Consider the following 23779-nt stretch of genomic DNA (forward strand, 5'->3'; position numbering starts at 1 on the left):
CCGGACACCCGGCTGCAGGATCAGCCCTGCTCGGTGTCGTCCGGCCACACCCCGATGTGGTCCTCCTCCAGCTCCAGGAGCACCCTGTCCCGCATTCCCAGTGCCCGCGTGTGGTCCGCGGGGAGCTGGAGCCGGCCCGCGCGGTCGAGCATCGCGTACTCCCGTGAGATCAGGGACTCCTGACCCGTCGCCGCGTCGACCTCCGTACGGCGCAGGACCTCCGTCGAGGTGCGGCCGTCGCGGATGGCGACCGTGCGGCGGACCTCGGAGGCGACGGTCTGGTCGTGCGTGACGATCACGATGGTCGTGCCCAGCTCCTCGTTCGCCGTGCGGAACGCGGCGAAGATCTGCTCGCCCGTGTGGGAGTCCAGTTCGCCGGTCGGCTCGTCGGCGAGCAGGACCGACGGCTCGTTGGCGAGCGCCACCGCGATGGCGACGCGCTGCTGCTGGCCGCCCGACAGCGCCTGCGGACGCCGGTCGCGGCAGTCGCCGACCCCCAGCATTTCGAGGAGTTCCACGGCCCGCCGGGACTTTTGTGAACGCTTGGTGCCGCCCCTCAACTGCATGGGGAGCGCCACGTTCTGAGCTGCCGTCAGGTAGGGGAGCAGGTTGCGGGCCGTCTGCTGCCAGACGAAGCCGACGATGTCCCTGCGGTAGCGCAGGCGTTCCTTCGCGCCCATCGTGAGCAGGTCGCAGCCCGCGACCTTCGCCGCTCCCGCCGTCGGCTCGTCGAGCCCCGCGAGGATGTTCATCAGCGTCGACTTGCCGCTGCCCGACGCGCCGACCAGGGCCATCAACTCGCCCTCGCGCACCAGGAGATCGAGCCCCTGGAGTGCCTGCACCTCGACGCCGTCCGTGGAGAAGATCCGCACCAGCCGGTCGCAGGTGATCAGGGCGTCATGGCCGTACGCGGGCTGCTCGCGGCGGTCCGCGGCGCGCCGTTCGAGATCGGCGAGGGTGGGGTCGGTGGTGGTCATGATGTCTCTCCCGGTGTCCCTTCGGCCCTCGCCGCTGACGTTGCCGATCCTGTCGCTGTGGTGACGTCGTACGCCCGCTGTCCCCATCGGTTCATGACGCTTCCCCCGCCCTCAACTCCCGGACGAATCCCCGCCGTCCGGTCCACCAGGCCTGCCCGGCCGCCACGGCCGTGGCGAGCAGGACGACGCACAGTGCGGGCAGCAGGAGCGACAGGGCGTCGGTGCGCAGCTGCGCCACCGGGCCCCCGTCACCGGCCGTCGCCAGGGCCAGACCCGTCAGGTCGAGGCCCGGCGAGAGGAGCCGGATCGCGGCCCACCCCGTGAGGGCACCGCCCGCCGCGGCGAGCGCGGCCTGGGGGAGCGCTTCGAGGACGAGGAGGCGGCGGGCCTGGCGGCGGGTGAGGCCCATGGTGCGCAGGCGCGCGAGGAGCGCGGTGCGTTCGGGGGCGGCGCGGGCGAGCGCGAGGAGCAGGGTGAGGGCCGCGTACCCCGCGCCGATGACGACGGCCGCCGAGTAGACGCGGGCGGCGCCGGTCTGGAGGGGCGAGTCGACGTACCGGGCGCGTTCGGTGGCGCGCAGCCGCACCGACACCTTGGAGCCCGAGGCCTTGCGCAGGGCGGGTCCGTCGATGTGGCCGCCGGTGACGAGGAGGGAGCTGGGGAGGTAGCGGTACGCGATGTCCTCGTTGGCCTTCTGGCCGATGCCGACCCGGCGGGCCAGGGCCGTCCTGTCGACCACGAGGAAGTCGTCGGACAGGGCGGGCGTCGTCGTACGGACCTCGGAGATGCGCAGCACGACGTCCTCGCCGTCCATCCACAGCGAGAACGGCCCGGCCCCGAAGACGTCCCGCATCGAGGGGGAGGCCAGCACGGGGAGCGGCGACGCGGCGGTGCCGGCCTTCGCGGCGTCCGTCGTCAGCGCGCCGGCGGGGAACTTCCCGAGGTCCGTGCGGGCGGACAGACGCGCATACGACGCGGTGTCCACGACCGCGAGCGGCACCTTGCGCTTGCCGTCCTTCGGCTCGGCGTCGTACCGCAGCGTCAGCGGCGACACGTCCCGCACCCCGGGCATCTTCCTGACCTGCCCGGCGAGCGCGGCGGGCAGCGCGGAGCCGGACTCGACGCGGGCGTCCGCGCCGGTCGCCAGAACCGCCGCCCGGTCCCGCTCGTGGTCGATGCCCGCGAGGACCGAACCGCCGAAGGCGGCCGTCGTCAGCGCCGTGAGCAGCGCGAGCAGGGGGAGTACCGCCGTACCGGCACCGGACGTCGCGCGGCCCGTCCTCGCGAGCGACAGATAGCCGACGACGCCGCGCAGCCGCCCGGCGGGGCGGGCCAGCCAGCGCAGCGGCAGCGGATACACGCGTACGAGGACGAACGCGGCGACGACACCGACCAGGACCGGCGCAAGCGCGACGAGGCTGTCCCCGCCGTCGGACGTGCCCCGGCGGCGCAGCGCCACGATGGACGCGACCGCCAGCACGAGCAGGGTGAGTTCGGCGACGGTGCGGCGGCGCGAGGGGCGGGCGTGGGCGAGGTCGTCGCGCGCGCCGCCCACGTGGACGCGGCGGTGCGCGGCGACGGCTCGCAGGGGCAGGGCGAGGCAGGTGAGCAGGACGACCGCGGCGGCCGCGAGCACGGCGGGCTGCCAGCGGCCGTGCCGGACCGCGACCAGCGCGAGCGCGAGTCCGGCCGCGCCCGCGGGCACGGCCACGACCGCCGTCTCGGCGAGCAGCCGCCCGGCGAGCCCGCGCACCGAACCGCCGCGGGAGCGCAGGACGGTGAACTCGGTTCGGCGCCGCTCGGCGGCCAGGCCGCCCGCCATCAGGAGCACGATGCAGGCGACCGTGCCCGTGCCGTACGCGGCGACCGAGACGACCGGGCCGATACGGGACCGCAGTCCCTGGTAGCCGGTGATGAACTCGTCGAGGCCGGTGGCGACCTCGGTGTCGCCGCCCGTGGCCCGGCGCACCGCGAGCAGGCCCGGGCCGTCCTTCGTATAGGCGAGAGCGGACTTGAGGGCGGGCATGGTGCGCGCGTCGAGGGAACCCAGGTCGGGCGCGAGCTGCCAGAACTGCTCGGGGTCGCCGGCCGTGCCGAGCAGCGCGGGCGCCGCCTCGGGCGCGAGGAGGATCCCGCCGACCCAGAAATTCGACGGGGGCAGCGTCTCGGTCTGGCGCAGTGACGGGGCGGCGAGGACCGGATCGGCCGCCCAGTACGACGCTTTGGGGTCCCTCGCCTTCAGGACACCGGTGATGCGCACGGACACGTCGCCCTTCATCAGGGCGGGCACGTGGATCACCGAACCGGGCTCGATGTGCAGCGCCTCGGCGGTCGCGGCCGTCACGGCGCCCTCCACCTCGGTCGCCTCCCAGGTGACCTTGCCCGTCGCGCGCGGCAGCCGCCCCGCCACGACCGTGCTGTTCCGGGCGAGGCCGCTCTGCGCGGAGAGGGTGAACTCGGCGGCCAGCGCGTCGGGCCGCGGCAGCCACATGTCGGTGGCCGCCTTCAGCTGCGTGGTGGTGCGCAGCCCGTACGAGGACTGCGCCTTGTCCACGGCGAGCGGCGCGCGCAGCGAGTCGACGATCTCCTCGTACACGGCGCGCATGGACTCGGTGCGCATCATCTCGTCCCGCGCGCCCGCCTCCTGCTCGATGCCGGGCTCCGCGGTGGTGAGCTGGAGGACGGTGCGCTGGGGTGCCGCGGCCGAGACCGCGTGGCGCAGGCCCGCGTCCTCGTACTCCTGGACGGCGCGCGGGAACACGGCGGCCAGGCACGACGTGAGGGCGACCAGGAGGGCGAGCGCGCAGGCGGCGCCGGGTGCGGCGCGCAGGCGGGTACGCACCCAGGGGGCGACGGACGGTGGCGTCATGTCACTCACTCCCCTGGCGGCGCAGTGTGATGGCGGCGTCCGGCGGCCGGCGCAGGGCGATGCCCGCGGTGATCAGGACGGGCGTCACCGCGACGCCCGCGAGGAGCAACAGGACCTGCCCCCACGGCAGCTCGACCAGGACCCGGGGCATCGGCTGGGCGGCCTGCCCGGTCAGTACGACGAGCGGCACGACGGCCCTCGTGAGGAACGACCCCAGGGCCAGCCCCACCAGGAGGGCGAGCGCGACCAGGATGCCCTGCTCGGCGGCGACGAGGCGGGCGAGCTGGCGCCGGGGCGCGCCGAGCGCCCGCAGGATCGCGAACTCGTCGCCACGCTCGCGCATCGAGCCCGCCGTGTTCACGGCGAACCCGACCGCGGCGAGGAGAGCGGCGGCGACGGCGGCCGCGGCGAGCGCCGACTGCGGTCCCGCGCCGAGCGGGTCGTCGCGCAGCGACTCGGCGATCTCGGACCGCACGACGACCTGCGCCGGGTCGGCGTCGGGGCGGGCGCGCAGCGCGGCGGCGGCCTCGGCACCGCGGCCGGGCTCGGTGCTCAGCCACCACTCGTCGGGCAGGACGCTCTCCTTGTGCCGGTCGGCGAGCGCCCGGTTCAGGGTGGGCAGATCGAGCAACACGGCGCCCCCGTCGGCGGACTTGGGGCCGGTGTCCGTCCCGGTCGTGGCGTCGGCCCCGGCCTCGGGCCCCGTGGTCGGCAGGGCGCGTACGCTCGCGGAGATCCGCACGTCGAGGGGCGAGCCGTTGACGGGCACGGCGACGGTGGAGCCGACCTTCGCGCCGGACGAGCTCAGGAAGCGGTCGGTGGCCACGGCGGTGACCTCCTCGACCGCGGGGCGCTTCGCGGTGAGCCGTACGCTCATGCTGGGCGGCGCCCCGAACGGGATGTTCAGCGGGTCGAGCTGCCCGGTGTCGAACCCGACGGACACATGGCCGCCCGACGGACGCCCGAGCACCGGGGCGCTGGGCCGGGTGTCACCGCTTCCTTCCGCGCCTCCCTGCACGGACGCCCGCCACCGCGTGCCCAGCTTCAGCGACTGCTGCGCCCCCGCCGCGTTCACGGACCGCAGTCCCTCGAACGTCAGGCGGTGCTTCACCGTCTCGGTGACGGACTGGTTGATGTCCAGGGCCAGGCCGGTCAGGGTCAGCGGGGTCGCCGCCCGGTCGAGGGAGGAGCCGCCGGCCCCGCCGAGGTCCATCGCGAGCCGGTGCGCGCGCCCGTCGGCGGCCAGGTCGTCCAGGAACACCTGGTACGGGGTTCCGTAGCGGTCCTCGACGGTCGCGGTGACGGTGCCCCGCACATCGGACGGTGAGGCGTCGTGCGGACGGGCGGGCGTGCTCAGGCGCAGCGTGAGGGAGGCGCCGGCCGCGTCGGCGGGCAGCACGACGCCGGGCGAGCGGTCGTCCCCACCGGTGCGCAGCGACGACAGCAGCCGCGACGGGGACTTCGACGACATGTCGTCCCGCAGCATCAACTCGTCGGTGGCGTGCGCCGTGTCGAGGGCGAGGAGCGTCGCCTCGCGGCTTCCGGTCAGGGGAATCGTCGTGCGGAGGGCGGGAGCCGCGTCCCGTACGCCGGGAGCCGCCGCGTAGACCCCGGCCTGGCCGAGCCCGCCGCCCGGCGCGAGGACACGGACGGAGGCGCCTGCCCGGAAGTCCGCCTGGTCCTCCTGCGAGCGGTTCCAGGACGCGCCCTGCCCGATCGCCAACATGCCCATGGCGACGGCGAGCACGAGGAGCAGGACGGGGCCCGCGCCGCGCAGCGGGCGGCGGCTGAGCTGCCAGCCCGCGAGCGCCGACGGCAGCCCGCGCCCGCCGGCCGCGCGCCGCTCCGCGAGCTTCGCGGCGGGCGGCAGCAGCCGCAGCGTCAGGACCGTTCCGGCGAGCAGGGCCAGCGCGGGGGCCGTGACGAGGAGCGGGTCGATGCCGAGGGTGCCCGAGGCGTTGCTGCTGAGCGTGCCCGAACCGGACGTCTGCCGGTCCAGCTGCCAGTACGCCACGGCCGCGATGACCAGGAGTCCGACGTCGGCGCCCGCCCGCAGCGGGGCGGGCAGGGCCCTGGCCCGGCCGCGCTCGGGACCGGCGGCGCTCAGCGAGGGCACCGTCACGGCGAGCGCGCAGCCCACCGCGACCGCCACGGCGACGAGCCACACCCCGCGGTCGGCGCTCACGTCGAGCCGCAGCCCGATCCGCGACAGGGCGCCCCAGGAGGACAGCAGGCGGACCAGCGGGCCCGCGAGGAGCGGCGCGCACACGGCGGCGGGCAGCGCGAGCAGCAGCGCCTCGATGGCCGCGAGCGAGGTCACCCGGGCCCGCGAACCGCCGCGTGCCCGCAGCATCCACGTCTCGCCCGCCCGGTCCGTGCTCAGCAGCCGGGCCACCAGCAGCAGCGTGTACGTGGCGAGCAGGACGAGCTGCAGCGCGACGATGAGGAGGGTGGAGCGGGAGACGAGCAGGGCACGCTCCGCCCGGTCGAGGGTCTCCGGCAGCGAGGTGGTCACCCCGGTCGTGCCCGCGAGCGCCTTCTCGTGCAGGAGCGCCCTGGGGCCTTCGAGGGCGCTGGTGCGCAGCGTGTCGATGTCCGACGTCGTCACGGACGAGAAGTCCGCGGACGCCAGCCAGGCCGACTTCCCGGCGGAGACCCGGCCGGCCGCGAGGTCGGAGGGGGCGGCGAGCAGCGGCCCGTACGTCGTGAAGGAGATCTTCTGGATGCCGCGGCCGCCGAGGTCGTCGAGCTTCCAGTAGGGGGCGGTCGGCCGGACGGGCCGGTACACGCCGGTGAGCACGACCGACACGGTGGGGCCGCCGATGCGGTCCTTCAGGGTGAGCTTGTCGCCGGGGCGCAGCTTCAGCTGCCGGGCGGCGGCCTCGGGGAGCGCCGCCTCGACGGGCGCCTTCGATCCCGGTGATGCCTTGGATCCTTGTACCGCCTTGGGGGCGCGGCCCTTCGTGATGCGGACCTCGCCGCGCTCCAGCGCCGCGAACTGGGTCAGGTCGGGGTTCCCGGAGCGGGCGGCGGGCGGCTGGAGGGAGCGCGGCAGCGCGTACGGGCCCGACCTCATCAGCGTCTGCACCCGCACCGGCAGACCGTCGAAGGTGGCCCGCGCCCCGGACCGGACCGCTGCGTCCGCCGCCCCGCGGCCCTCGGCCGGCACATCGGCCTTGACCGCCAGCGCCGTGGTCGCCGCCTCACGGGTGAGCAGGCTGTTGCGCAGGGCGGCGTCACCGATCGCGCCCGAGAAGGCGCTGAGCATCGCGAGAACCGACGTCGTCAGCAGGACCGCGAGGAGCGCAGCCGTCAGGAGCAACCGGTGCGCGCGCACCCGAAGAAGGACAAATCCCGACACCCCTGCCCCCGTACCCGCTCTACGCCGCACATCCCCCGAAAGTCTGTCCGGATACTTTCAGAGCGAACGGGGTTGGGGAAGGGGTGAGGGAACCGGATAACGGGGGCGGCGCATCGGATAACGGCGTCTCAGCCCTCCGTGTTCACCATCGAAGCCGCGGCGTACGTCAGGTAGTTCCAGAGCGTGTGCTCGTGCTCCTCGGACAGGCCGAGCTCGTCGACCGCGGTCCGCATGTGCCGCAGCCACGCGTCGTGCGCCGCCCGGTCCACGGCGAACGGCGCGTGCCGCATCCGCAGGCGAGGGTGGCCCCGGTTGTCGCTGTAGGTGCGGGGACCGCCCCAGTACTGCATCAGGAACAGCGTCAGGCGCTCCTCGGCCGGACCCAGATCCTCCTCCGGGTACATCGGCCGCAGCAGCGGGTCCTGGGCGACCCCCTCGTAGAAGCGGTGGACCAGGCGCCGGAAAGTTTCCTCGCCGCCGACCTGCTCGTAGAAGGTCTGCTCCTGAAGCGTGCCGCGCGGAATCTCGGTCACGTCGGTGGGCCTCACAACTCTCGCTCGGGTCACCCCGATGCCTTTCCGGCCGGGGGCCCGGGGGCCGTCCCCCGGGAAATGCAGCACGTGTCCATCGTCTCAGACGACCGGGACGAGGACTTGAGGCTTAGGACCGGCCCTCCCCGTACCCGACTACACCCCGGACGGGGGCTCGCTCTTACGCCCGCGGCACAGCACAGTGGACGCATGGGCGCACAGGGCACGGACCCGGATGCGGGAGCCGACGCGGCACGGGCCGCGCTCGTGCGGGAGATCGCCGTGAGCGGGGCCTTCGACGGCGACCCGGCCTGGCGCGAGGTGTTCGAGCAGGTCCCGCGCCATGTGTTCGTGCCCTACTACTACCTTCCGGCGCCGACCGGCTATCGGCGACTGTGGCGCGAGGACCCCGAGCCGCGGGAGCGGGAGCGCTGGCTGCGCGGCGCCTACGCCGACGAGCCGCTCGCCACCCGGGTGCGCGACGGTGAGCTGGTGTCGTCCAGCAGCCAGCCGTCCCTGATGGCACGGATGCTCGTCGAGCTGGACGTACGCGAGGGGCACCGCGTCCTGGAGATCGGCGCGGGCACCGGCTACAACGCCGCGCTGCTCGCCCGCCGCGCCGGCGACGAGAACGTCACCACCGTCGACCTGGACCCGGAGATCACCGAGTCCGCGCGCCGGCACCTCGCCACGGCGGGCTTCCGGCCCCATGTCGTCACGGGCGACGGCGCGGCCGGCTGCCCCGAGCACGCCCCGTACGACCGGATCATCGCGACCTGCGCGCTGAGGGCCGTGCCCAGTGCCTGGCCCGCGCAGTGCCGGCCCGGGGCACGCATCCTGGCGCCCCTCGCGACCGGCCTGATCCTGCTCACGGTGCGCGAGGCCGGCCACGCCGAGGGCCGCTTCCTGCACACGCCCGCCTACTTCGTTCCCCTGCGCGGCGGGACGCAGGGCGAGGAACCGGTGCAGCACATCGGCGGGCTGCCCCGCAGGGTGCTCGCCGACGACCTCTTCCGGTTCCTGCTCTCGCTGACCGCGGGCCGGCTCGACCCGCACGAGGCCCTCGCCCTGTGGGAGCGGGAGGGACGGCCCGTGCGGGAGCGGTTCGGCATCACGGTCAGCGGCGAGCACGAGTGGGCCTGGCTGGACGACCCCGAAGGGCCGTACGCCTGGTCACTGCGCCCCGACCGGATGTAGGGGCTAGCCCCGGTGGATCGTGATCGTCGTCCAGGCGCCCACGTGCACCCGGTCGCCGTCGTGGAGCGGCACGGGGACGAAGGGCTGGATGGGCTCGTCGCCGCCGTTGACCGTGGTGCCGTTCGTCGAGTTCTGGTCGACGACCGCCCATGATCCGTCCGGCTGCTGCACCAGCACGGCGTGCTGGTGCGAGACGCCCGGGTCCTCCGGCGGCACCGACAGATCGATGTCGGGGGTGTCGCCCGTGGAGTGGCGGCGACGGCCGATCGTCATCTGGTTCCCGGTGAGCCGGCGCTGCTGCTCGGGCGAGTACGCGGGCAGGTTCAGGCCCGAAGCCTCGGGCCCGCTGCGGTGCATCATCGCCATGAAGTACTCACGGTCCGGGCCGATCGTCGCGCTCCATGACACCGGCTGTTGCTGCTGGAAACCCTGGGGCGCCTGCGGAGCCTGGGTCTGCTGCGGCGGCGGGAAGCCCTGAGGACCGCCCGGCGCCTCGGTCGCGCCGGGACCCTGACCCTGCTGCGCCGGGGCCGACGGGGGCGAGAGCACCCAGTCGTCACCGCCGCCGAACGACGGACCCGACGGACCCGGCGGAGGCGGCGGCGGACCCTGCGGGTGGCCGGTCTCCTGAGGGAACGCGGGCGGGGCCGGCGGACCCGGCTGCTGGAACGCCTGCGGGGCGCCACCCGTGCGGGGGCCCGGCGGGGGCGGCGGGGCCTGCGCCGGGCCCCCGCCGAACGGCGGGATCGGCTCGGCGGGCCGGTTCATCTGCGAGGGCCGCGAGCCCTGGTACTCGAACGAGTCACCGGGACCGGGCGGCTGCTGGAAGCGGAGCGCCGGGTTCGGGCCGACGGGGCCCTGACCGGGGCCCGGGCCGGGAGCCGGCGGGTTCGGCGCGGCCGGTGTGTAGGACGTGGCCGTGTTCGTCAGGAAGTTCCACCGGCACTCCTCGCAGAACGGCGCGCCGCCCTCGCGGGGCGTGCGGCACTGCGGGCACAGCTCGGGGCCGGCGCCGGGCGGCGGCGGAGCGGACTGCCCCGCGTTCCCCGGCGGCGGGTAGCCGTAGCCGGGAGGCGGGGTCTGGCCACCCTGGGGGTAGCCGTAACCGGCGGCCGGGGGCGGCGGGGGAGGGGGCGGGGGTACGGCACCGGCCATGCGGTGACCGCAGACCTCGCACCAGTCGTCGGAACCCGACTGGTGTCCGTTCGGGCAGGTCGGCATGTCGGCGCTTCCCCTCCGTTACTTCGCTACGTCATCACTTCTTGACACGGACAGTCTTCGTGGACCGGGTCTCGAGGGTCATTTCGTCAGCCTCGGCGACCTTGGCCTTCAATCGAACAGTACCTTCCGCGGCGTCGACCACGTCCACCACCTTCGAGAGCAGTTTGGCCGTATCCGCGTTCCCGGAGGCCGCGGCGAGCTGTACCGCGCGTCCCAGCTTGGCCGTCGCCCCGTCCGCATCGCCCGCTTTGCGGGCATCCAGCCCCTGCTGGATGACTTGTGCCAGTTCCGCCTGTCCCGTGTAGTGCGCGACCTGCGGATTGATCGACGTCGAGGCCGTCATGTCGTCCGTCCACACGGCCCGTACGAGGCCCTGCGCGAGGGTCTGCGCGCTGCCGTCGGCGCCCGGGATCACCAGTGAGACGCGGCCGGCCAGCATCTCCTGGCCGAGCTCGGCGTTCGGGACCTGTACGCACACGTGGTAGTCGCGGGACTCGTCGCCCCACGAACCCGTCGGGTAGTCGCCCGCACGGGGGCCCACCTCGACGCGACGGTCCGTCAACTCCTCGACGGTGGGCGCCACTTGCTTCACGAACTTGATCTCGGAGCCGAGCGGCGTCCACAGCCGCAGCGCGACGTCCGCGACCTCCTTGCCCATCGCCGTCTCCATCATCCGCGTGAAGTCGGCGGCGAGGCCTGCCGGGTCGGCGACGATGTCGGCGGTGCCGAGCATGGCCGAGGCGATCCCCGTGACCTCCTTGACCTCCCAGTCCGTCCCCACGCCACGCGCGTCACACGTGAAGCGGCCCGCGCACGCGTCGAGCGCGGCCTTCAGGTCCTCGGGCGACTCGTGCTCGTTGCGCCCGTCGGTCAGCAGGATGCCGTGACGCACCGAGGACGCGGGGACGTCGGCGGCGGACAGCAGCCGGTCGGCGAGGCGCAGCCAGGTGCCGATCGCCGTGCCGCCGCCCGCGGACAGCTTGCGCAGCGCCTGCTTGGCCTGGTCACGGGTCTGCGCGTCGGCGACCGCGAGCCGGCCCCCGCCCGGGAAGACCTCCTTCGCCACATGCGTCCCGCCGATCACGGCGAAGTGCACACCGTCGCGCAGGGCGTCGATCGCGGCGGCCGTGGCGTCACGGGCGTTGCGCATCTTCGTCGGCGGGTAGTCCATCGAGCCCGAGCAGTCGACCATCAGCGCGACCGCCGCGTCGGCCCCCCGGCCCGCGGCGTAGAACTGCGGAGCGGCCACGGCGCCGCCGACCGTGCCGCCGCCTGTCGACGTCACGGTCACGATCGCGTTGACCTCGCGGCCGCCCTCCGGCAGGAACTCGTTCTGATAGACGTCGACCGAGAACTGCGGAACGCTCGACTTCGAGAACTTGGCCATGGTTGTTGGTCCCCCCTACACCTTCGTGCACCTCGCGGAACTTCCCCGACGACCCGGCGACTTCCCCGCGCGCCTAGGCCGATCCTGCCCCCTGCGGCGGGACGGGGAACGGCAGCACCGCCACTGTTACGTTGTCGTGGCCGCCGCCGTCGAGCGCGTGGCCCACGAGGACCTGGGCGCTGTGCAGCGGCCGGTGCGCCGCGTCGGCCGGGATGACCCTGGCCATCTCCTCCGCGGCCTCCGCGTAGTTCCACAGCCCGTCCGTGCACACCACGACCACGCCGGGGCGGTCCGGCTTGAACGAGGCCGTGTGCGGCTCCAGTTCGTACGCGTCCGCGCCGAGCCAGCCCGTGATGGCGTGCGCGCGCTCGTCCGCGTACGCCTCCGCCTCGTTCATCAGGCCCGCGGCGACCATCTGCGCCGCCCACGAGTCGTCCTCGGTGAGGCGGGCCGCGGGGGCCGTGCGGTCGTCGGGCACCCAGTAGGCGCGCGAGTCGCCGACCCAGCCGACGATCAGCAGGTCCTTGGCGACGATCGCGCCGACCAGCGTGCACGCGGGCGCGTTCTGGTGCGGGGCGTGCTCGCGGGCCGCACCGGGTTCCTGCGCCAGGACGTTGACCGCCTCGGCCGCCGCGACGATCGCGTCGTGCATGGCCTGCTGCGGATGCGTGCCGCGAGGCAGGGACTCCAGCAGCGCCTCGCTCGCGGCGCGCGACGCGGCCAGGGACGCCTCGTCGGGGCGGGTCGCCGAGGAGACGCCGTCGCAGACGATCGAGACGACGGACGGCGTTCCGTCGGGCAGTGCGGCCGACGCGATCGCGAACGCGTCCTCGTTGCGGTGGTGGCGCAGCCCCCGGTCGCTGACCGCGGCGACCGCGCCCAGCTCCTGCTCCATGTGATCGCGCTCGCGCGGCTGCGCGTGCCCGCAGTTCTCGCAGTAGCCGTCGCGGTCGACGTGCCCGGCCCGGCACGCCACGCAGAGCTTCGTGCCCGCGGGCGGGGTCGCGAGCGCCTCGGGCGGCGCCGTACGCGGATCGGGCGCGGGCAGCGTGTAGTCGCCGGCGGACTCACCGGCCTGCTCGGGAACCCCGTCGAAGCGGACGGCCGACGGCAGTTCGGAGCCGCCCGAGTCGGTGCCCGGCAGGTCGGTGGGCAGATGAACGGGCGCCGGGGTGTCGGAGCTGTCGAGCTCGGGGGCGGACGGCCAGTCCACGTCGGGCGTCTGTGCCGGCGCCGCGACGTCCGTGCTCAGGGTGACCGTCGGCAGGTCGTCCGGCGGGGCCGGCACCGCCGACAGGTCGTACCCGCACGCGCCGCAGAAGCGGTCACCCGACTCGAGGGGCTCCTCGCAGCTGGGGCACGTCGACATGGCCGTCGGCCGAGGCATCTGCGACATCAACTCACACCCACGTCCGTGGACGGTAACGGTTCGCCCGCTCCACCAGTTCGATCCTCTCCTCGCCAACCTGAGCGAGCCTGGCCAGTGTCCGGTACGAGCGCTCGAGGCCGAGTCGCAGCCCCCGCTCGTCCAGGTCGTTCCCCAGCACCAGGGTTCTCACGGGTCCCTGGCGCGGAGCGGAACCTTGACTACCGGAGAGTACCCAGTCGAGCGCGGTACCAAGGACCTCGGTCGACAACTGCTCCCGGCGCACCGCGTCCAGGCCGAACCCGTCCAGCGCCTCGACCTGGCCCGCCGCGGCCGTCAGGTCGTCGAGCAGCGGCCCGTGCGCGACGGCCGCCTCCGCCATCCGCTGCCGCAGCCGGGACCGCACCGCGGCGACCCGGGCCGCCGTGTAGTGGATCGACGACTCCGGTACGGACTCCAGGGTGTGCACGGCACCGTGCCGGTCGGCCGCGGCGAGCTGCACCCGGGCCAGGCCGAACGCGGCGCTCACATAGCTGGGGTCGGTGGCCCAGACGAGGCGGTAGTACTCCGCCGCGTTGTCCAGCTGGCCGAGCACCTCCGCGCACACACCGAGCGCGAGCTTCGGGGCGGGCTCGCCCGGGAACGCGTCGTAGACCGCGTCGAACGACAGGGCCGCGTTCGTGTGGTCGCCGGTCGCGAGCGCCGCGACCCCGCGGTACCAGACGACCCGCCAGTCGTCCGGGTGCTGTGCCTCCAGCTCTGTCAACGCGCGGGCGCCGGAGATCAGTTCGCCCATTTCGAGGCGGGCCCGCAGCTCACGCAGGCGCAGCTCCACGGAGGCGGCGGGCGCGGCGCGCAGCGCGGTGATGAGCTCGCCCGGCGCCGACGCCATGAGTCCCGCGAGGAACCCGGCGTTCGGGTCGCCCGGGTCGACCCTCGGCACGGGGAGCGCGAGCGCGGTGGCGGCGGCGTTGAGGGGCTTCACCAACGAGCCGGGGGAGCCGGGGGAGGCGGGGGTGCCCGGGGTGCCCGGGAGCGCGGCGGGCGCGCCGGCCGACGGGAGCGCGGGTGCGGCCTGTCGTGCGCCCCGCCCCTTGCGCCGCACCGGCTCCGCCCGGACCCCGAGCCGCGACACCTCGCCCGTCAGCTGCGCGAACAACTCCGTGTCCGTGACCTTGACCTCGGGCCCGAACAGCGTCGACAGGGCCGGGCGCGGACGGCCCGTCTGGAGGGCCACGACCTCGCGCAGGACGCCGGTCAGCTGCTCCGCCATCTCCTGCGCGGACGCGAACCGGCGGGCCGGGTCGGGGTCGGTGGCGCGTACGAGGAGCCGGTAGAACGACTCGTACGTGCGGAAGACCTCGATGCTGTCGGGGTCCGGCAGCGAGTCCGCGAAGACGTTCGTGTAGCCCTGGAAGTCGAAGGTCAGGACGGCCAGCGTGCGCGCCACCGTGTACAGGTCGGAGGCGACGGAGGGGCCGACGTCCGCGACCTCGGGCGCCTGGTAGCCCACGGTCCCGTAGATCGCCGACTCGTCGTCGTCCATCCTGCGGACCGCGCCCATGTCGATGAGCTTGAGCTGGTCCTCCGTCTGGATCGCGTTGTCGACCTTGAAGTCGCAGTACAGGAGGTTGCGGCTGTGCAGGTGCCCGAGCGCCTCCAGCGCCTCGATCCCGTACGCGCAGGCCTGCTCGACCGGCAGCGGGTCGCGCTTGCCGGCCGGCGTGCGGCGTCCGTTGGCGATCTCCTTCAGGGACTTGCCGCCGACGTACTCCATGACGATGTAGCCGTCCATGGAGCCGGTGCGCTGGTCGAGGTGCTCGACGAAATTGTAGATGCGGACGATGTTCGCGTGCTCGATCTCGGCGAGGAAGCGCCGCTCCGAGATCGCCGCCGCCATCGCGTCCTGGTCACCCGTGTCGAGAAGGCCCTTGAGGACGACCCAGCGGTCGGAGACCGCGCGGTCCACGGCGAGATAGACCCAGCCGAGCCCGCCGTGCGCCAGACAGCCCACCACCTCGTACTGGCCGTGCACGATGTCGCCCGTGCGCAGCTTCGGCACGAACGAGTACGGGTGGCCGCACTTCGTGCAGAACCCCTCCGTGCGGCCCGGGCGTTCACCACGCGCGCGGCCCACCGGAGCCCCGCAGTCCGAGCGCGAGCAGAATCGCTTCCGCTCGGGGACCTCGGGGTTCTCCTGGATCATCGCCCGCGGGTCGGGCCGCGGCACGTCCGGCACCTGGACCAGGCCGACGCCGAGGCGCCCGCGCCCCGAGGACGTGGCCGAGGCGCCCGAACTGCGCACCGACACCGACCGGGACCCCTGTGAACCGGACTGCCCCGACAGGGAGCGCGACAGACGGCCCGATACCGACCGGCGCGACTGCGAGGACCGCGACGAGGAGCGCGAGCTGGCCCGCGAACTGCTGCGCCCACTGGAGCTGTTGGAGCCACGGCCGCCGACCGTGACGCCCGTCGGCGGCGACGCCACCATGCCCGTCGGCGAGACCACCGGGGCCAGACCGCAGGTGTCGCAGTACAGCTCCCCGCCGCCCACGTCCTCGTACGACCCCGCGCACCCGGGACGCTGGCACTGCCGCTGCTCGCTCATGATTCCCCCCTCCGGTCGGCGGGACCGCCCTGATCGGGCACCCGCGGGACCAATACGTCGGCGGCTGCCCGCTGGTACCGCAGGACCGCGTCCTCGGCCGCCCGCAGATCGCAGGGCGCGCTCCACAGCATCCGCCGGGCCGCGTCGTAACGCTCCACGAGCAGCGGGTCCTCGGCGAACCCGAGCCGCGCCACCTTCGCCTTGTACGCGTCGAGGCGGCCGCGCAGCTCGGCGCGGACCGCCAAGGGCTGAGTGACCGCCGTCAACGACTCCCGGGCCCGCAGGAGTTCGTCCTCGGCCCGCGTCTCCAGTGTCTCCAGAAGCGGTGAGAGCCGGTGCCACTGGGCGGATCTGCGGTACTCGGCCGCCGTCGCCAACTGCTCCTGGAGCGCCGTCGGCGGGCCGCTGACCGCGGGCACCTCGAACGCGGCGATCTTGGCGAGGACCTCGCCGCGCGCGGACCGCGCTTCGGCGAGCGTGCGGTCCGCGCGCGAGAGGACGTCCCGCAGCCTGCCGAGCCGGACCTCCGCGTCCTGCCGCACGGTCAGCACCGCGTCGATCTCCCGGCGCACCTCCTCCAGGGCCTGCGCCTCACGGTCGTACGCCGTCGTGTCGGGCCGGCCACCGCCGGGCGCCGAACTGCCGGTCCCGGAACGCCAGTACGCCAGCGGATCGGACACGACGTCCTCCCGCAGCCGCGTCAGCGCGTGCGTGATCCGCTCCAGGTCGTCGCCCGAGGGGTGCTCACCCGGGCGTACGCCGACGGAGTGCGCGAGCTGACGCGTGCGGCCCAGCTCGGCGGCGAGGAGGTCTATGCGGGCGGGCAGCGCCGACCAGACGGCGTCGGCGGCGACCACCATGTCCAGCGAGCTCGCGTACAGGTCGTTCATCCGCTCGACCAGGTCGGCGAGGGTGAACCGGTCGCTGAGCCGGGCGGGGCCGGTGAGCGACGCGGGTGTGGAGGGGCCGCTTCCGGCGACCGTCACGCTCTCGCCGCGCAGCAGCTCGGTCAGGTCGGCGAGGTCCTCACGGCTCGACCAGCGGCGCCGCGCCCGTATCTCACGGGCGGAGCGCAGCGCGGCCGTGTACGCGTCGAAGTACGTCCACAGCAGGGTGATCGCCTGGTCGGCGGCCGCCCAGCGCTCCTGAGTGGTGCCGGTCAGCCGCGCGCCTTCGAGGAGTCTGCGGCCCGCGTGGTCCTGGAGGGCGAACAGTGACGTCTCGATCGCCTCGTGCTCCGCGCCGAGCCGCGCCAGCGCACGGTCCACCTCGTCCCGGTCCATCACCGGACCGGGGGGTCCCGTGACGCCCATCGATCACCTCTCCGTTCACATCGCTGCCGCCGACTGCCGTCGGCCGCCGCTGTGCAGTTGCCGCAAGTAGCGCCCGGCCGGGGCTACTTGTACTTCGGTGCGGGCGGCCCGGAGGCCGCGCCGAGACCGTCCTTGAGCCACGCGTCGTACGAGTCCTGCCAGCCGCCGTCCTTGCGGAAGTCCTCCAGGACCTGGTTGACCCGGCGTACCAGGTCGTCCGTGCCGCGCTTCATCGCCACGCCGTAGAACTCCTTGGTGAACGGCGTGCCCTTGAGCTCGACCGTCGGGTCCTGCGCGGCCTGGCCCGCGGCGAGCGCGCTGTCCGTCACCACGGCGTCCACCTCGCCGAGCTGCAGCCTGACGAGGCAGTCCAGCTGGTTCGGCACCGTCGTGGAGATGTCGGCGCCGGCGGCCAGCGTGCCCGCCTTCCTGTCCGCGTCGAGCCGGTCGAAGGCGGTCGAGCCGGCCGCCGTGCAGATCCGCTTGCCCGCGAGCGACTTGTCGTACCCCGTGATCGAGGAGGTCTTGGGTGCCAGCACCTGCTGCCCGGTCTGGAAGTACGCCGTCGAGAAGGCGACGTCCTTGAGCCGCTCGCAGCTGATCGTCATCGTGCGGACGACCATGTCGACGTTCCCGTGCTGGATCGCCGGGATGCGCTGGTTGGTCGGGATCGCGCGGAACCGGATCAGGTCGCGGTCGCCGAGGATCTTCTGGGCGATCTCGTGCGCCAGGTCGATGTCGAAGCCCTCCAGCTCGCTGGACTTCTTGTTCGGGTCGCGGTAGCCCCAGTGGTAGCTGTTCTGGTCGACGCCGACGATGAGGTAGCCGCGCTTCTTGATGGCCTTGACCGCCGCACCCGACTCGTCGCCGGACGGCTTCAGGCTGCGCTCGGGATCGGTGCAGTTGTCGGCTCTGGCCTGCACGCCCGTGGCCAGACCGGGGCCGCCGACGCCCGTGCTTCCGTCGCCGCCGGCGCCCCGGGTCAGGGGGAGCAGCAGCGCGAGGACCGCGGTCAGGGCGCAGGCGACCGCCATGGCCGCCACACCGCCCCAGCCGCGCAGGCTGATCCGCATACGTCGTGCGCTCATGGCTGTCCCGCCCCCTCTCACCGGTACTCCGAAAGCCGGCGCCCGATGCCGAGCACGGCGCCCGCCGCGCCCAGCACGGCGAGTACGGCGGCGCCCACCGGGAGCCCCGTCATCGCGCCGCGCCCGTCGGTGGCCGCCTGCTTGAACTCCGCCTGCTCGTGCGTCAGGGCGGACTGCAGTTCCTTGTCGACGTTGTCGAAGCACTCGCGGGTCGGCTTGTCCTGCGCGGAGCCGATCACCTTGTCGAGCGCCCCCTGGTAGTTGCCCGCGTCGTCCTGCCCGCGGGCGTCCTTGTGGCGGTCCCGCCACACCCGCATGTTGTCATTCGCGGCCTGCACGGGCCGCTTGCCCGTGCTGTCGTCGGCGAGCTTCGCCGCGTCCCCGAGCTTCGTGGCGAGCGTCTTCATCTGGTTCTGGTAGTCCACGTCGAAGGCGTCCTTGGCCACGCCCTTCACCTCGACGGTCTCGGCGCCGCGGCTGACCAGCGTCAGATTCTCGTTGCCCCGCGCCTTGAGGGAGGCGATGCGCGCGTCGTGCAGCACGTTCAGCGAGCGGACCCCGTGGTCGTACGACTCGTCGAGACCCGCGCGGGCGACGCTGTGGCCGACGACGAGCCAGAGGAGGACGACCGTGGACGCGGCCGTCGCGGCGACCAGGCCGTGGTTCAGCACGCGGTTCGTCCGGCGGTAGTTGCGCCGCTGGGCCCAGGTGAGCCCGCCGAGCGCGACGACGCCGAGGCCGATCGCGGCCCAGGGGTAGGGCGTGGCGCTGTCGTAGTCCGAGCGGAGCCGCTCGTTCTCCTTCTTGTACAGGTCCTCGGCCGCGGGGAGCATCTGCTCCTGCATCGTCTCGTTCGCGTACCTCAGGTAGGCGCCCCCCAAGGGGAAGCCCTGCCGGTTGTTCGCCCGGGCGCGTTCGATGAGGCCCTTGTACTGCGGCAGCAGCTTGTTGAGCTTCGAAATGGCCGCAGTGGAGGGGGAGTCGGGGTCCGAGTTCGCCGCCGCCGTCACCAGCTTGGCCGCGGCGGTCCTGATGTCCTTCTCGTACCGGTCCCGCGTCTCGGCCGGCTCCTGACCGCCCGCCAGGAAGCCGCTGGACGCCGCTGTGTTGGCGTCGGCGAGCGAGCGGTAGATGTCCGCCGCGTCGGCGCTCAGGGGCTGGCTGCTGTGCAGGACGTCGTCCGCGGCGGCCGAGCGGTCACTCATCTGCCAGGCCGTGACCGCGCCGAACGCGACGACGAGCAGGGCGAGTACCGCGCCGATGATGCGCAGGCGCCCCGGCTCGGTCGTCGCCGCGGCGCGCACCCGGTCGACGCCCTCCGCCCACGCGGTGCTGCGCGCGGGCGCGGCGGGCTCCGGGCCCTGCGCGTGCGGCGGCCGCACCTGCGCCGGCACGGACGGCATCGTGGGCGCGCCGACCGTCCCCGGCGGCGCCGCGCTGCCGTTCGGCGGGTTGTTCACTCGACCTCCCCCATGGTCATCGGTCCGTCACTTCCGTCCGGCGTGCGGGGAGCGCGGGCGAAGGTGCACGGCCGCAAGTATTGCCGCAGGGACTGACATCCGCACAGCCATTGACTGGATCTTGTTCGGATTCCCGTGCGAACACACCACGCCGGACGCCCCCTCCGGGGATGGTCGGACGCCCCCTACGCCGTCGTGCAGCCCCCTGCCCTTGAACACGAAGGGGGAATCCGATCGGTTCCCTCCGCGCGCGCCGGGCGCGACAGCGCGTGCGGCCCGGGGTCCCTCAGCCCCCGAAGTGCGCCCGCACGCGCGCGTGGACGTCCTCGTCCGCCCCCACGGCGTCGAGGCCGAGCAGTGCCGCGCCCAGGACGGGCCGGGCGGTGACCACGCGCGGTACCGCCTTCGGGGCGCGTGCCGCGAGCATCTCCCGTATCCGGTCGTCGAGTTGGGGATGGCGTGCGGCGAGCACCGAGCCGCCCAGGAGCACGGGGGTCTCCTCGTCGAGCAGGCCCAGCCGGTCCAGGGCCACCACGGACATGGCCACGACCTCGTCGCCCATGCGGTCGATCAGGGCGCGGGCCACCGGGTCGCCGTCCGCTGCCGTCGCGAAGAGCACCGGGGCCAGCTCGTGCCGTCGCTCCATCGGGATGCGGCCCAGGTGCAGCGCCTCGATCAGCGCGTACATGGAGGGAAGCCCGAAGTGTGCGGGCAGGGAGCGCATCAGGGCGGTCGTCTCACCACGGCCGTCCTCGGCGCGCGCCGCGTACCAGAGGGCCTCCTCGGCGAGGCCGCCGCCACCGCCCCAGTCGCCGGAGATCTTGCCGATCGCGGGGAAGCGGGCGGTGCGCCCGTCAGGCAGCATCCCGGCGCAGTTGATGCCGGCGCCGCACACGACAGCGACGCCGCGCGGCTCGGAGTCCTTGAGGAGCCCGGCACGCAGGACGGCGAAGGTGTCGTTGCGTACGTCGACGGAGGCGGCCCAGCCGCGCGTGCGCAGCTCCGCCGCCAACTCCCTTTCCTCGACGGGGAGATCGGCGTTGGCAAGACACGCCGAGACGTGTCCCACCGTGGTCGTGCCCGCCTCGGCGAGCGCACGGCCGACGGCCTCGGCGAGCATGTCGACGGCGGCCTCGACGCCCACCCTGGGAGGCTGGAACCCGCCGCCGCGGGCCGAGCCGACGACGGTGCCGTCGGCCGCGACCACCGCGACGTCGGTCTTGCTGTTGCCGGCGTCGATGGCCAGCACCCAGCCGTTCACAGAAGAGCTCAGGCCCACGCGAGGTGCTCCCGGTTGTGGGCGATCAGCTGGTCCGTGAGCTGCTCGGCATAGTCGATCTGGCCCACCAGAGGGTGCGCGAGCAGCGCCTTGAAGACGCGGTCGCGGCCGCCGCGCAGGGCGGCTTCGAGTGCCAGGTCCTCATAAGCGGTGACGTTCGCGATGAGGCCCGCGTACAGCGGGTCGAGCGCGGGCACGGCCAGCGGCCTCGCGCCCTTGCCGTCGACCGCCGCCTGTACCTCGATCACCGCGTCGTCGGGCAGGAACGGCAGCGTGCCGTTGTTGTACGTGTTGACGACCTGGTACGGGGAGCCGCCGCCCCCGAGCAGGGACGCCGCCAGGTCCACAGCCGCCTCGCTGTAGAAGGCGCCGCCCCGCCTGGCGAGCAGCTCCGGCTTCTCGTCGAGCATCGGGTCGCCGTACATCTCCAGCAACTCCTTCTCCATCGCGGCCACTTGGGAGGCGCGCGACGGCTTGGTGCGCATGTCCCGCACGACCGCGTCGTGCTGGTAGTAGTAGCGCAGGTAGTAGGAGGGCACGACCCCGAGCCGGTCCACGATCGCGCGGGGCATGTGCAGGTCCTCGGCGATGGCGTCGCCGTGCTCGCCGATCAGGCGCGGCAGCATGTTCTCGCCGTCCGGGCCGCCGAGGCGGACACCCAGCTCCCAGGTGAGGTGGTTGAGGCCGACGTGGTCGAGGTGGACCTGCGACGGCGTCACGTCGAGCAGCCGCGCGAACTTCCGCTGGAAGCCGATGGCGACGTTGCACAGACCGACGGCCTTGTGCCCGGCCTGGAGCAGCGCGCGGGTCACGATGCCGACCGGGTTGGTGAAGTCGATGATCCAGGCGTTCGGGTTCGCGCGGCGCACCCGCTCGGCGATGTCGAGGACCACCGGCACCGTGCGGAGCGCCTTCGCGAGGCCGCCCGCGCCGGTCGTCTCCTGGCCGACGCAGCCGCACTCCAGCGGCCAGGTCTCGTCCTGATTGCGGGCGGCCTGGCCGCCGATGCGCAGCTGGAGCAGGACCGCGTCGGCGTCGGCGACACCGGCGTCCACATCGCTCGTCGTACGGATGACGCCGGGGTGGCCCTGCTTGGCGAAGATGCGCCGCGCGAGGCCGCCGACCAGTTCCAGGCGGTCGGCCGCCGGGTCGACGAGCACGAGCTCCTCGATCGGCAGGGTGTCCCTCAGCCGCGCGAATCCGTCGATGAGTTCGGGTGTGTAGGTCGAGCCTCCGCCGACCACAGCGAGCTTCATATCGGTTCTCAGCCCTTTACTCCGGTGAGGGTGACGCCTTCGACGAAGGCCTTCTGTGCGAAGAAGAAGACGATGCAGACCGGCGCCATCACAAGGAGGGTCGCGGCCATCGTCAGGTTCCAGTTGACGCTGTGTGCGGACTTGAAGGACTCGAGGCCGTACGACAGCGTCCAGGACGCCGGGTTCTGGGCCGCGTAGATCTGCGGCCCGAAGTAGTCGTTCCAGCAGTAGAAGAACTGGAACAGCGCGATCGCGGCGATGCCCGGCTTGGCCATCGGCACGATGATCTTGAGCAGGGTCCGCAGTTCACCGCAGCCGTCGACCTTCGCCGACTCGATGTACTCCTTCGGGATCGTCAGGAGGAACTGGCGGAGCAGGAAGATCGAGTACGCGTCGCCGAACGCCATCGGGATGATCAGTGGCCACAGCGTTCCCGACAGATGGAACTGCTGGGCCCACACCAGGTACATCGGGATCACGATGACCTGCGGCGGCAGCATCATCGTCGAGATGACGAGGATCATCGCCGTCCGGCGGCCGCGGAAGCGGAACTTGGCGAGCGCGTACGCGACGGGGATCGCCGAGCACACGGTGAACACGGTCCCGAGGCCCGCGTAGAGCAGGGAGTTCTTCCACCAGTCGAGGAAGCCGTCGGTCTCGAAAACGGCCTTGTAGTTCTCCCAGTGCCAGGAGTCCGGCCACAGGTCGCCGCTCATCGCCTGGCTGTCGCTCATCACCGACGTCAGGAAGACGAACACGAACGGCAGGATGAACAGCAGCGCGACGGCGATCGCGACGCTGTGCACGGCGATCCAGTGCAGGACGCGCTTGCGGCGGGCGCGTGCGGCGGCGGGGCCGCGCGCGGGTGAGGCGTCCGCGAGAGCCGCGGCCGGGGTGGGGCTGAGTGTCGTGGTCGTCATCCTGATCAGTCCTCCGCCGAGAGCAGGCCCGAGCGCTTGCGCATGAGCAGCATGGTCACGGCCATGGCGATGGCGAAGAGTACGAGCGAGAGGACGCACGCCGCGCCGGTGTTGAAGTTCTGGAAGCCCATCGAGTAGACGAGCTGCGGGACGGTGAGCGTCGAGTGGTCCGGGTAGCCGGGCTGGATGACGCTGCCGGGGCCGATGGAGACGCCGGAGGCGATCTTTCCGGCGACCAGGGCCTGCGTGTAGTACTGCATCGTCTGTACGACGCCGGTGACGACGGCGAACATGACGATCGGAGTGATCGACGGCCAGGTCACGTACCGGAACTTCGACCAGGCGCCCGCGCCGTCCAGCTCCGCGGCCTCGTACTGCTCCCTGGGTACGTCGAGCAGTGCGGCCATGAAGATCACCATCAGGTCGCCGATGCCCCACAGCGAGAGCATCACCAGGGACGGCTTGGCCCAGGCGGCGTCGTTGAACCAGTTCGGTCCGGTGATGCCGAGGTGCGCGAGGACCTCGTTGACCGGTCCCGTCGACGGGTTGAGCAGGAAGACGAAGGCGACGGTCGCCGCCACCGGCGGGGCCAGGTACGGCAGGTAGAAGGCCGTACGGAAGAAGCCGGCGCCGGTCTTGATCTTCGTGATGAGCAGTCCGAGCGAGAGCCCGAACACCACCCGCAGGGCCACCATCACGACGACCAGCCACAGCGTGTTCCACAGGGCCGGGCCGAACAGGGGCATCTGCTCGAAGACGTACCTCCAGTTCCGCAGCCCCACGAAGTCGGGCTTCTGGATCTGGTTGTAGTGCATGAACGAGAAGTAGACGGTGGCGATCAGCGGGTACGCGAAGAAGGCGCTGAAGCCGATCAGCCAGGGGGAGAGGAAGCCGAGCGTACGCAGTCTGCGCCGCGCGGGATTGGACAGTGTCAAGGCCATGAT

At 73.2% G+C, this 23779-nt stretch carries 16 protein-coding genes; 1 reads left to right on the top strand and 15 read right to left on the bottom strand.

Annotation, left to right across the window (positions count from 1 at the left end):
- Positions 1 to 20 precede the first annotated feature (20 nt).
- The 4 genes from OG456_RS23655 to OG456_RS23670 form a co-directional block, all read right to left on the bottom strand.
- Entirely contained in the window at positions 21 to 977 is a 957-nt protein-coding gene (locus OG456_RS23655) for an ABC transporter ATP-binding protein (protein ID WP_266564150.1), read from the bottom strand.
- Between the two features lie 91 nt (positions 978 to 1068).
- A complete protein-coding gene (locus tag OG456_RS23660) occupies positions 1069 to 3846 on the bottom strand; it encodes an FtsX-like permease family protein (RefSeq protein WP_266564151.1) in 2778 nt (925 codons plus the stop codon).
- 1 nt (position 3847) lies between these two features.
- Positions 3848 to 7207 carry an FtsX-like permease family protein gene (locus tag OG456_RS23665; protein ID WP_266564152.1) on the bottom strand — a complete coding sequence of 1120 codons (3360 nt, stop codon included), beginning with the start codon at positions 7205 to 7207 and terminating at the stop codon, positions 3848 to 3850.
- Positions 7208 to 7335: 128 nt separating this feature from the next.
- Positions 7336 to 7740 (bottom strand): globin, encoded by a 405-nt coding sequence (locus OG456_RS23670; RefSeq protein WP_116513660.1) that lies wholly within the window; start codon positions 7738 to 7740, stop codon positions 7336 to 7338.
- Between the two features lie 207 nt (positions 7741 to 7947).
- On the opposite strand from OG456_RS23670, the gene OG456_RS23675 reads away from it, so the two are divergent.
- Positions 7948 to 8934, top strand: a complete 987-nt coding sequence (locus OG456_RS23675) for a methyltransferase domain-containing protein (RefSeq protein WP_266564153.1) — start codon at positions 7948 to 7950, stop codon at positions 8932 to 8934.
- Positions 8935 to 8937: 3 nt separating this feature from the next.
- Here the strand turns inward: OG456_RS23675 and OG456_RS23680 are convergent, their stop codons facing one another.
- The 11 genes from OG456_RS23680 to OG456_RS23730 form a co-directional block, all read right to left on the bottom strand.
- Positions 8938 to 10155 carry an FHA domain-containing protein gene (locus OG456_RS23680; RefSeq protein ID WP_266564154.1) on the bottom strand — a complete coding sequence of 406 codons (1218 nt, stop codon included), beginning with the start codon at positions 10153 to 10155 and terminating at the stop codon, positions 8938 to 8940.
- 34 nt (positions 10156 to 10189) lie between these two features.
- On the bottom strand, positions 10190 to 11542 hold the full coding sequence (locus OG456_RS23685) for a VWA domain-containing protein (RefSeq protein ID WP_266564155.1): 1353 nt from the start codon (positions 11540 to 11542) through the stop codon (positions 10190 to 10192).
- A gap of 73 nt (positions 11543 to 11615) precedes the next feature.
- A complete protein-coding gene (locus OG456_RS23690; RefSeq protein WP_266564156.1) occupies positions 11616 to 12941 on the bottom strand; it encodes a PP2C family serine/threonine-protein phosphatase in 1326 nt (441 codons plus the stop codon).
- A 1-nt stretch (position 12942) separates the two neighbouring features.
- A complete protein-coding gene (locus OG456_RS23695; RefSeq protein ID WP_266564157.1) occupies positions 12943 to 15519 on the bottom strand; it encodes a serine/threonine-protein kinase in 2577 nt (858 codons plus the stop codon).
- Positions 15516 to 16832 carry a hypothetical protein gene (locus tag OG456_RS23700; protein WP_266564158.1) on the bottom strand — a complete coding sequence of 439 codons (1317 nt, stop codon included), beginning with the start codon at positions 16830 to 16832 and terminating at the stop codon, positions 15516 to 15518. The genes OG456_RS23695 and OG456_RS23700 overlap by 4 nt, the downstream gene beginning before the upstream one ends.
- Positions 16833 to 16915: 83 nt before the next feature.
- On the bottom strand, positions 16916 to 17920 hold the full coding sequence (locus tag OG456_RS23705; protein WP_266564159.1) for a glutamate ABC transporter substrate-binding protein: 1005 nt from the start codon (positions 17918 to 17920) through the stop codon (positions 16916 to 16918).
- A gap of 17 nt (positions 17921 to 17937) precedes the next feature.
- A complete protein-coding gene (locus tag OG456_RS23710; protein ID WP_266564160.1) occupies positions 17938 to 19380 on the bottom strand; it encodes a hypothetical protein in 1443 nt (480 codons plus the stop codon).
- A 286-nt stretch (positions 19381 to 19666) separates the two neighbouring features.
- Positions 19667 to 20659 carry an N-acetylglucosamine kinase gene (locus OG456_RS23715; RefSeq protein WP_266564161.1) on the bottom strand — a complete coding sequence of 331 codons (993 nt, stop codon included), beginning with the start codon at positions 20657 to 20659 and terminating at the stop codon, positions 19667 to 19669.
- Complete coding sequence (locus OG456_RS23720) at positions 20650 to 21915, bottom strand: 6-phospho-beta-glucosidase (protein ID WP_266564162.1); 1266 nt, start codon at positions 21913 to 21915, stop codon at positions 20650 to 20652. The genes OG456_RS23715 and OG456_RS23720 overlap by 10 nt, the downstream gene beginning before the upstream one ends.
- A gap of 8 nt (positions 21916 to 21923) precedes the next feature.
- The gene (locus OG456_RS23725) at positions 21924 to 22835 is read right to left on the bottom strand and encodes a carbohydrate ABC transporter permease (protein WP_266564163.1); all 912 of its coding nucleotides are present in this window, start codon (positions 22833 to 22835) and stop codon (positions 21924 to 21926) included.
- A gap of 5 nt (positions 22836 to 22840) precedes the next feature.
- Positions 22841 to 23776 (bottom strand): carbohydrate ABC transporter permease, encoded by a 936-nt coding sequence (locus OG456_RS23730; protein WP_266564164.1) that lies wholly within the window; start codon positions 23774 to 23776, stop codon positions 22841 to 22843.
- Positions 23777 to 23779: the final 3 nt, after the last annotated feature.

The sequence above is a fragment of the Streptomyces sp. NBC_01446 genome (assembly GCF_026340095.1).
GTDB lineage: Bacteria > Actinomycetota > Actinomycetes > Streptomycetales > Streptomycetaceae > Streptomyces > Streptomyces aureus.

Coding starts and splice junctions, on each gene's coding strand:
- OG456_RS23655 (WP_266564150.1), bottom strand. CDS start 977: ATGACCACCACCGACCCCACCCTCGCCGATCTCGAACGGCGCGCCGCG.
- OG456_RS23660 (WP_266564151.1), bottom strand. CDS start 3,846: ATGACGCCACCGTCCGTCGCCCCCTGGGTGCGTACCCGCCTGCGCGCC.
- OG456_RS23675 (WP_266564153.1), top strand. CDS start 7,948: ATGGGCGCACAGGGCACGGACCCGGATGCGGGAGCCGACGCGGCACGG.
- OG456_RS23680 (WP_266564154.1), bottom strand. CDS start 10,155: ATGCCGACCTGCCCGAACGGACACCAGTCGGGTTCCGACGACTGGTGC.
- OG456_RS23685 (WP_266564155.1), bottom strand. CDS start 11,542: ATGGCCAAGTTCTCGAAGTCGAGCGTTCCGCAGTTCTCGGTCGACGTC.
- OG456_RS23695 (WP_266564157.1), bottom strand. CDS start 15,519: ATGAGCGAGCAGCGGCAGTGCCAGCGTCCCGGGTGCGCGGGGTCGTAC.
- OG456_RS23700 (WP_266564158.1), bottom strand. CDS start 16,832: ATGGGCGTCACGGGACCCCCCGGTCCGGTGATGGACCGGGACGAGGTG.
- OG456_RS23705 (WP_266564159.1), bottom strand. CDS start 17,920: ATGAGCGCACGACGTATGCGGATCAGCCTGCGCGGCTGGGGCGGTGTG.
- OG456_RS23720 (WP_266564162.1), bottom strand. CDS start 21,915: ATGAAGCTCGCTGTGGTCGGCGGAGGCTCGACCTACACACCCGAACTC.
- OG456_RS23725 (WP_266564163.1), bottom strand. CDS start 22,835: ATGACGACCACGACACTCAGCCCCACCCCGGCCGCGGCTCTCGCGGAC.
- OG456_RS23730 (WP_266564164.1), bottom strand. CDS start 23,776: ATGGCCTTGACACTGTCCAATCCCGCGCGGCGCAGACTGCGTACGCTC.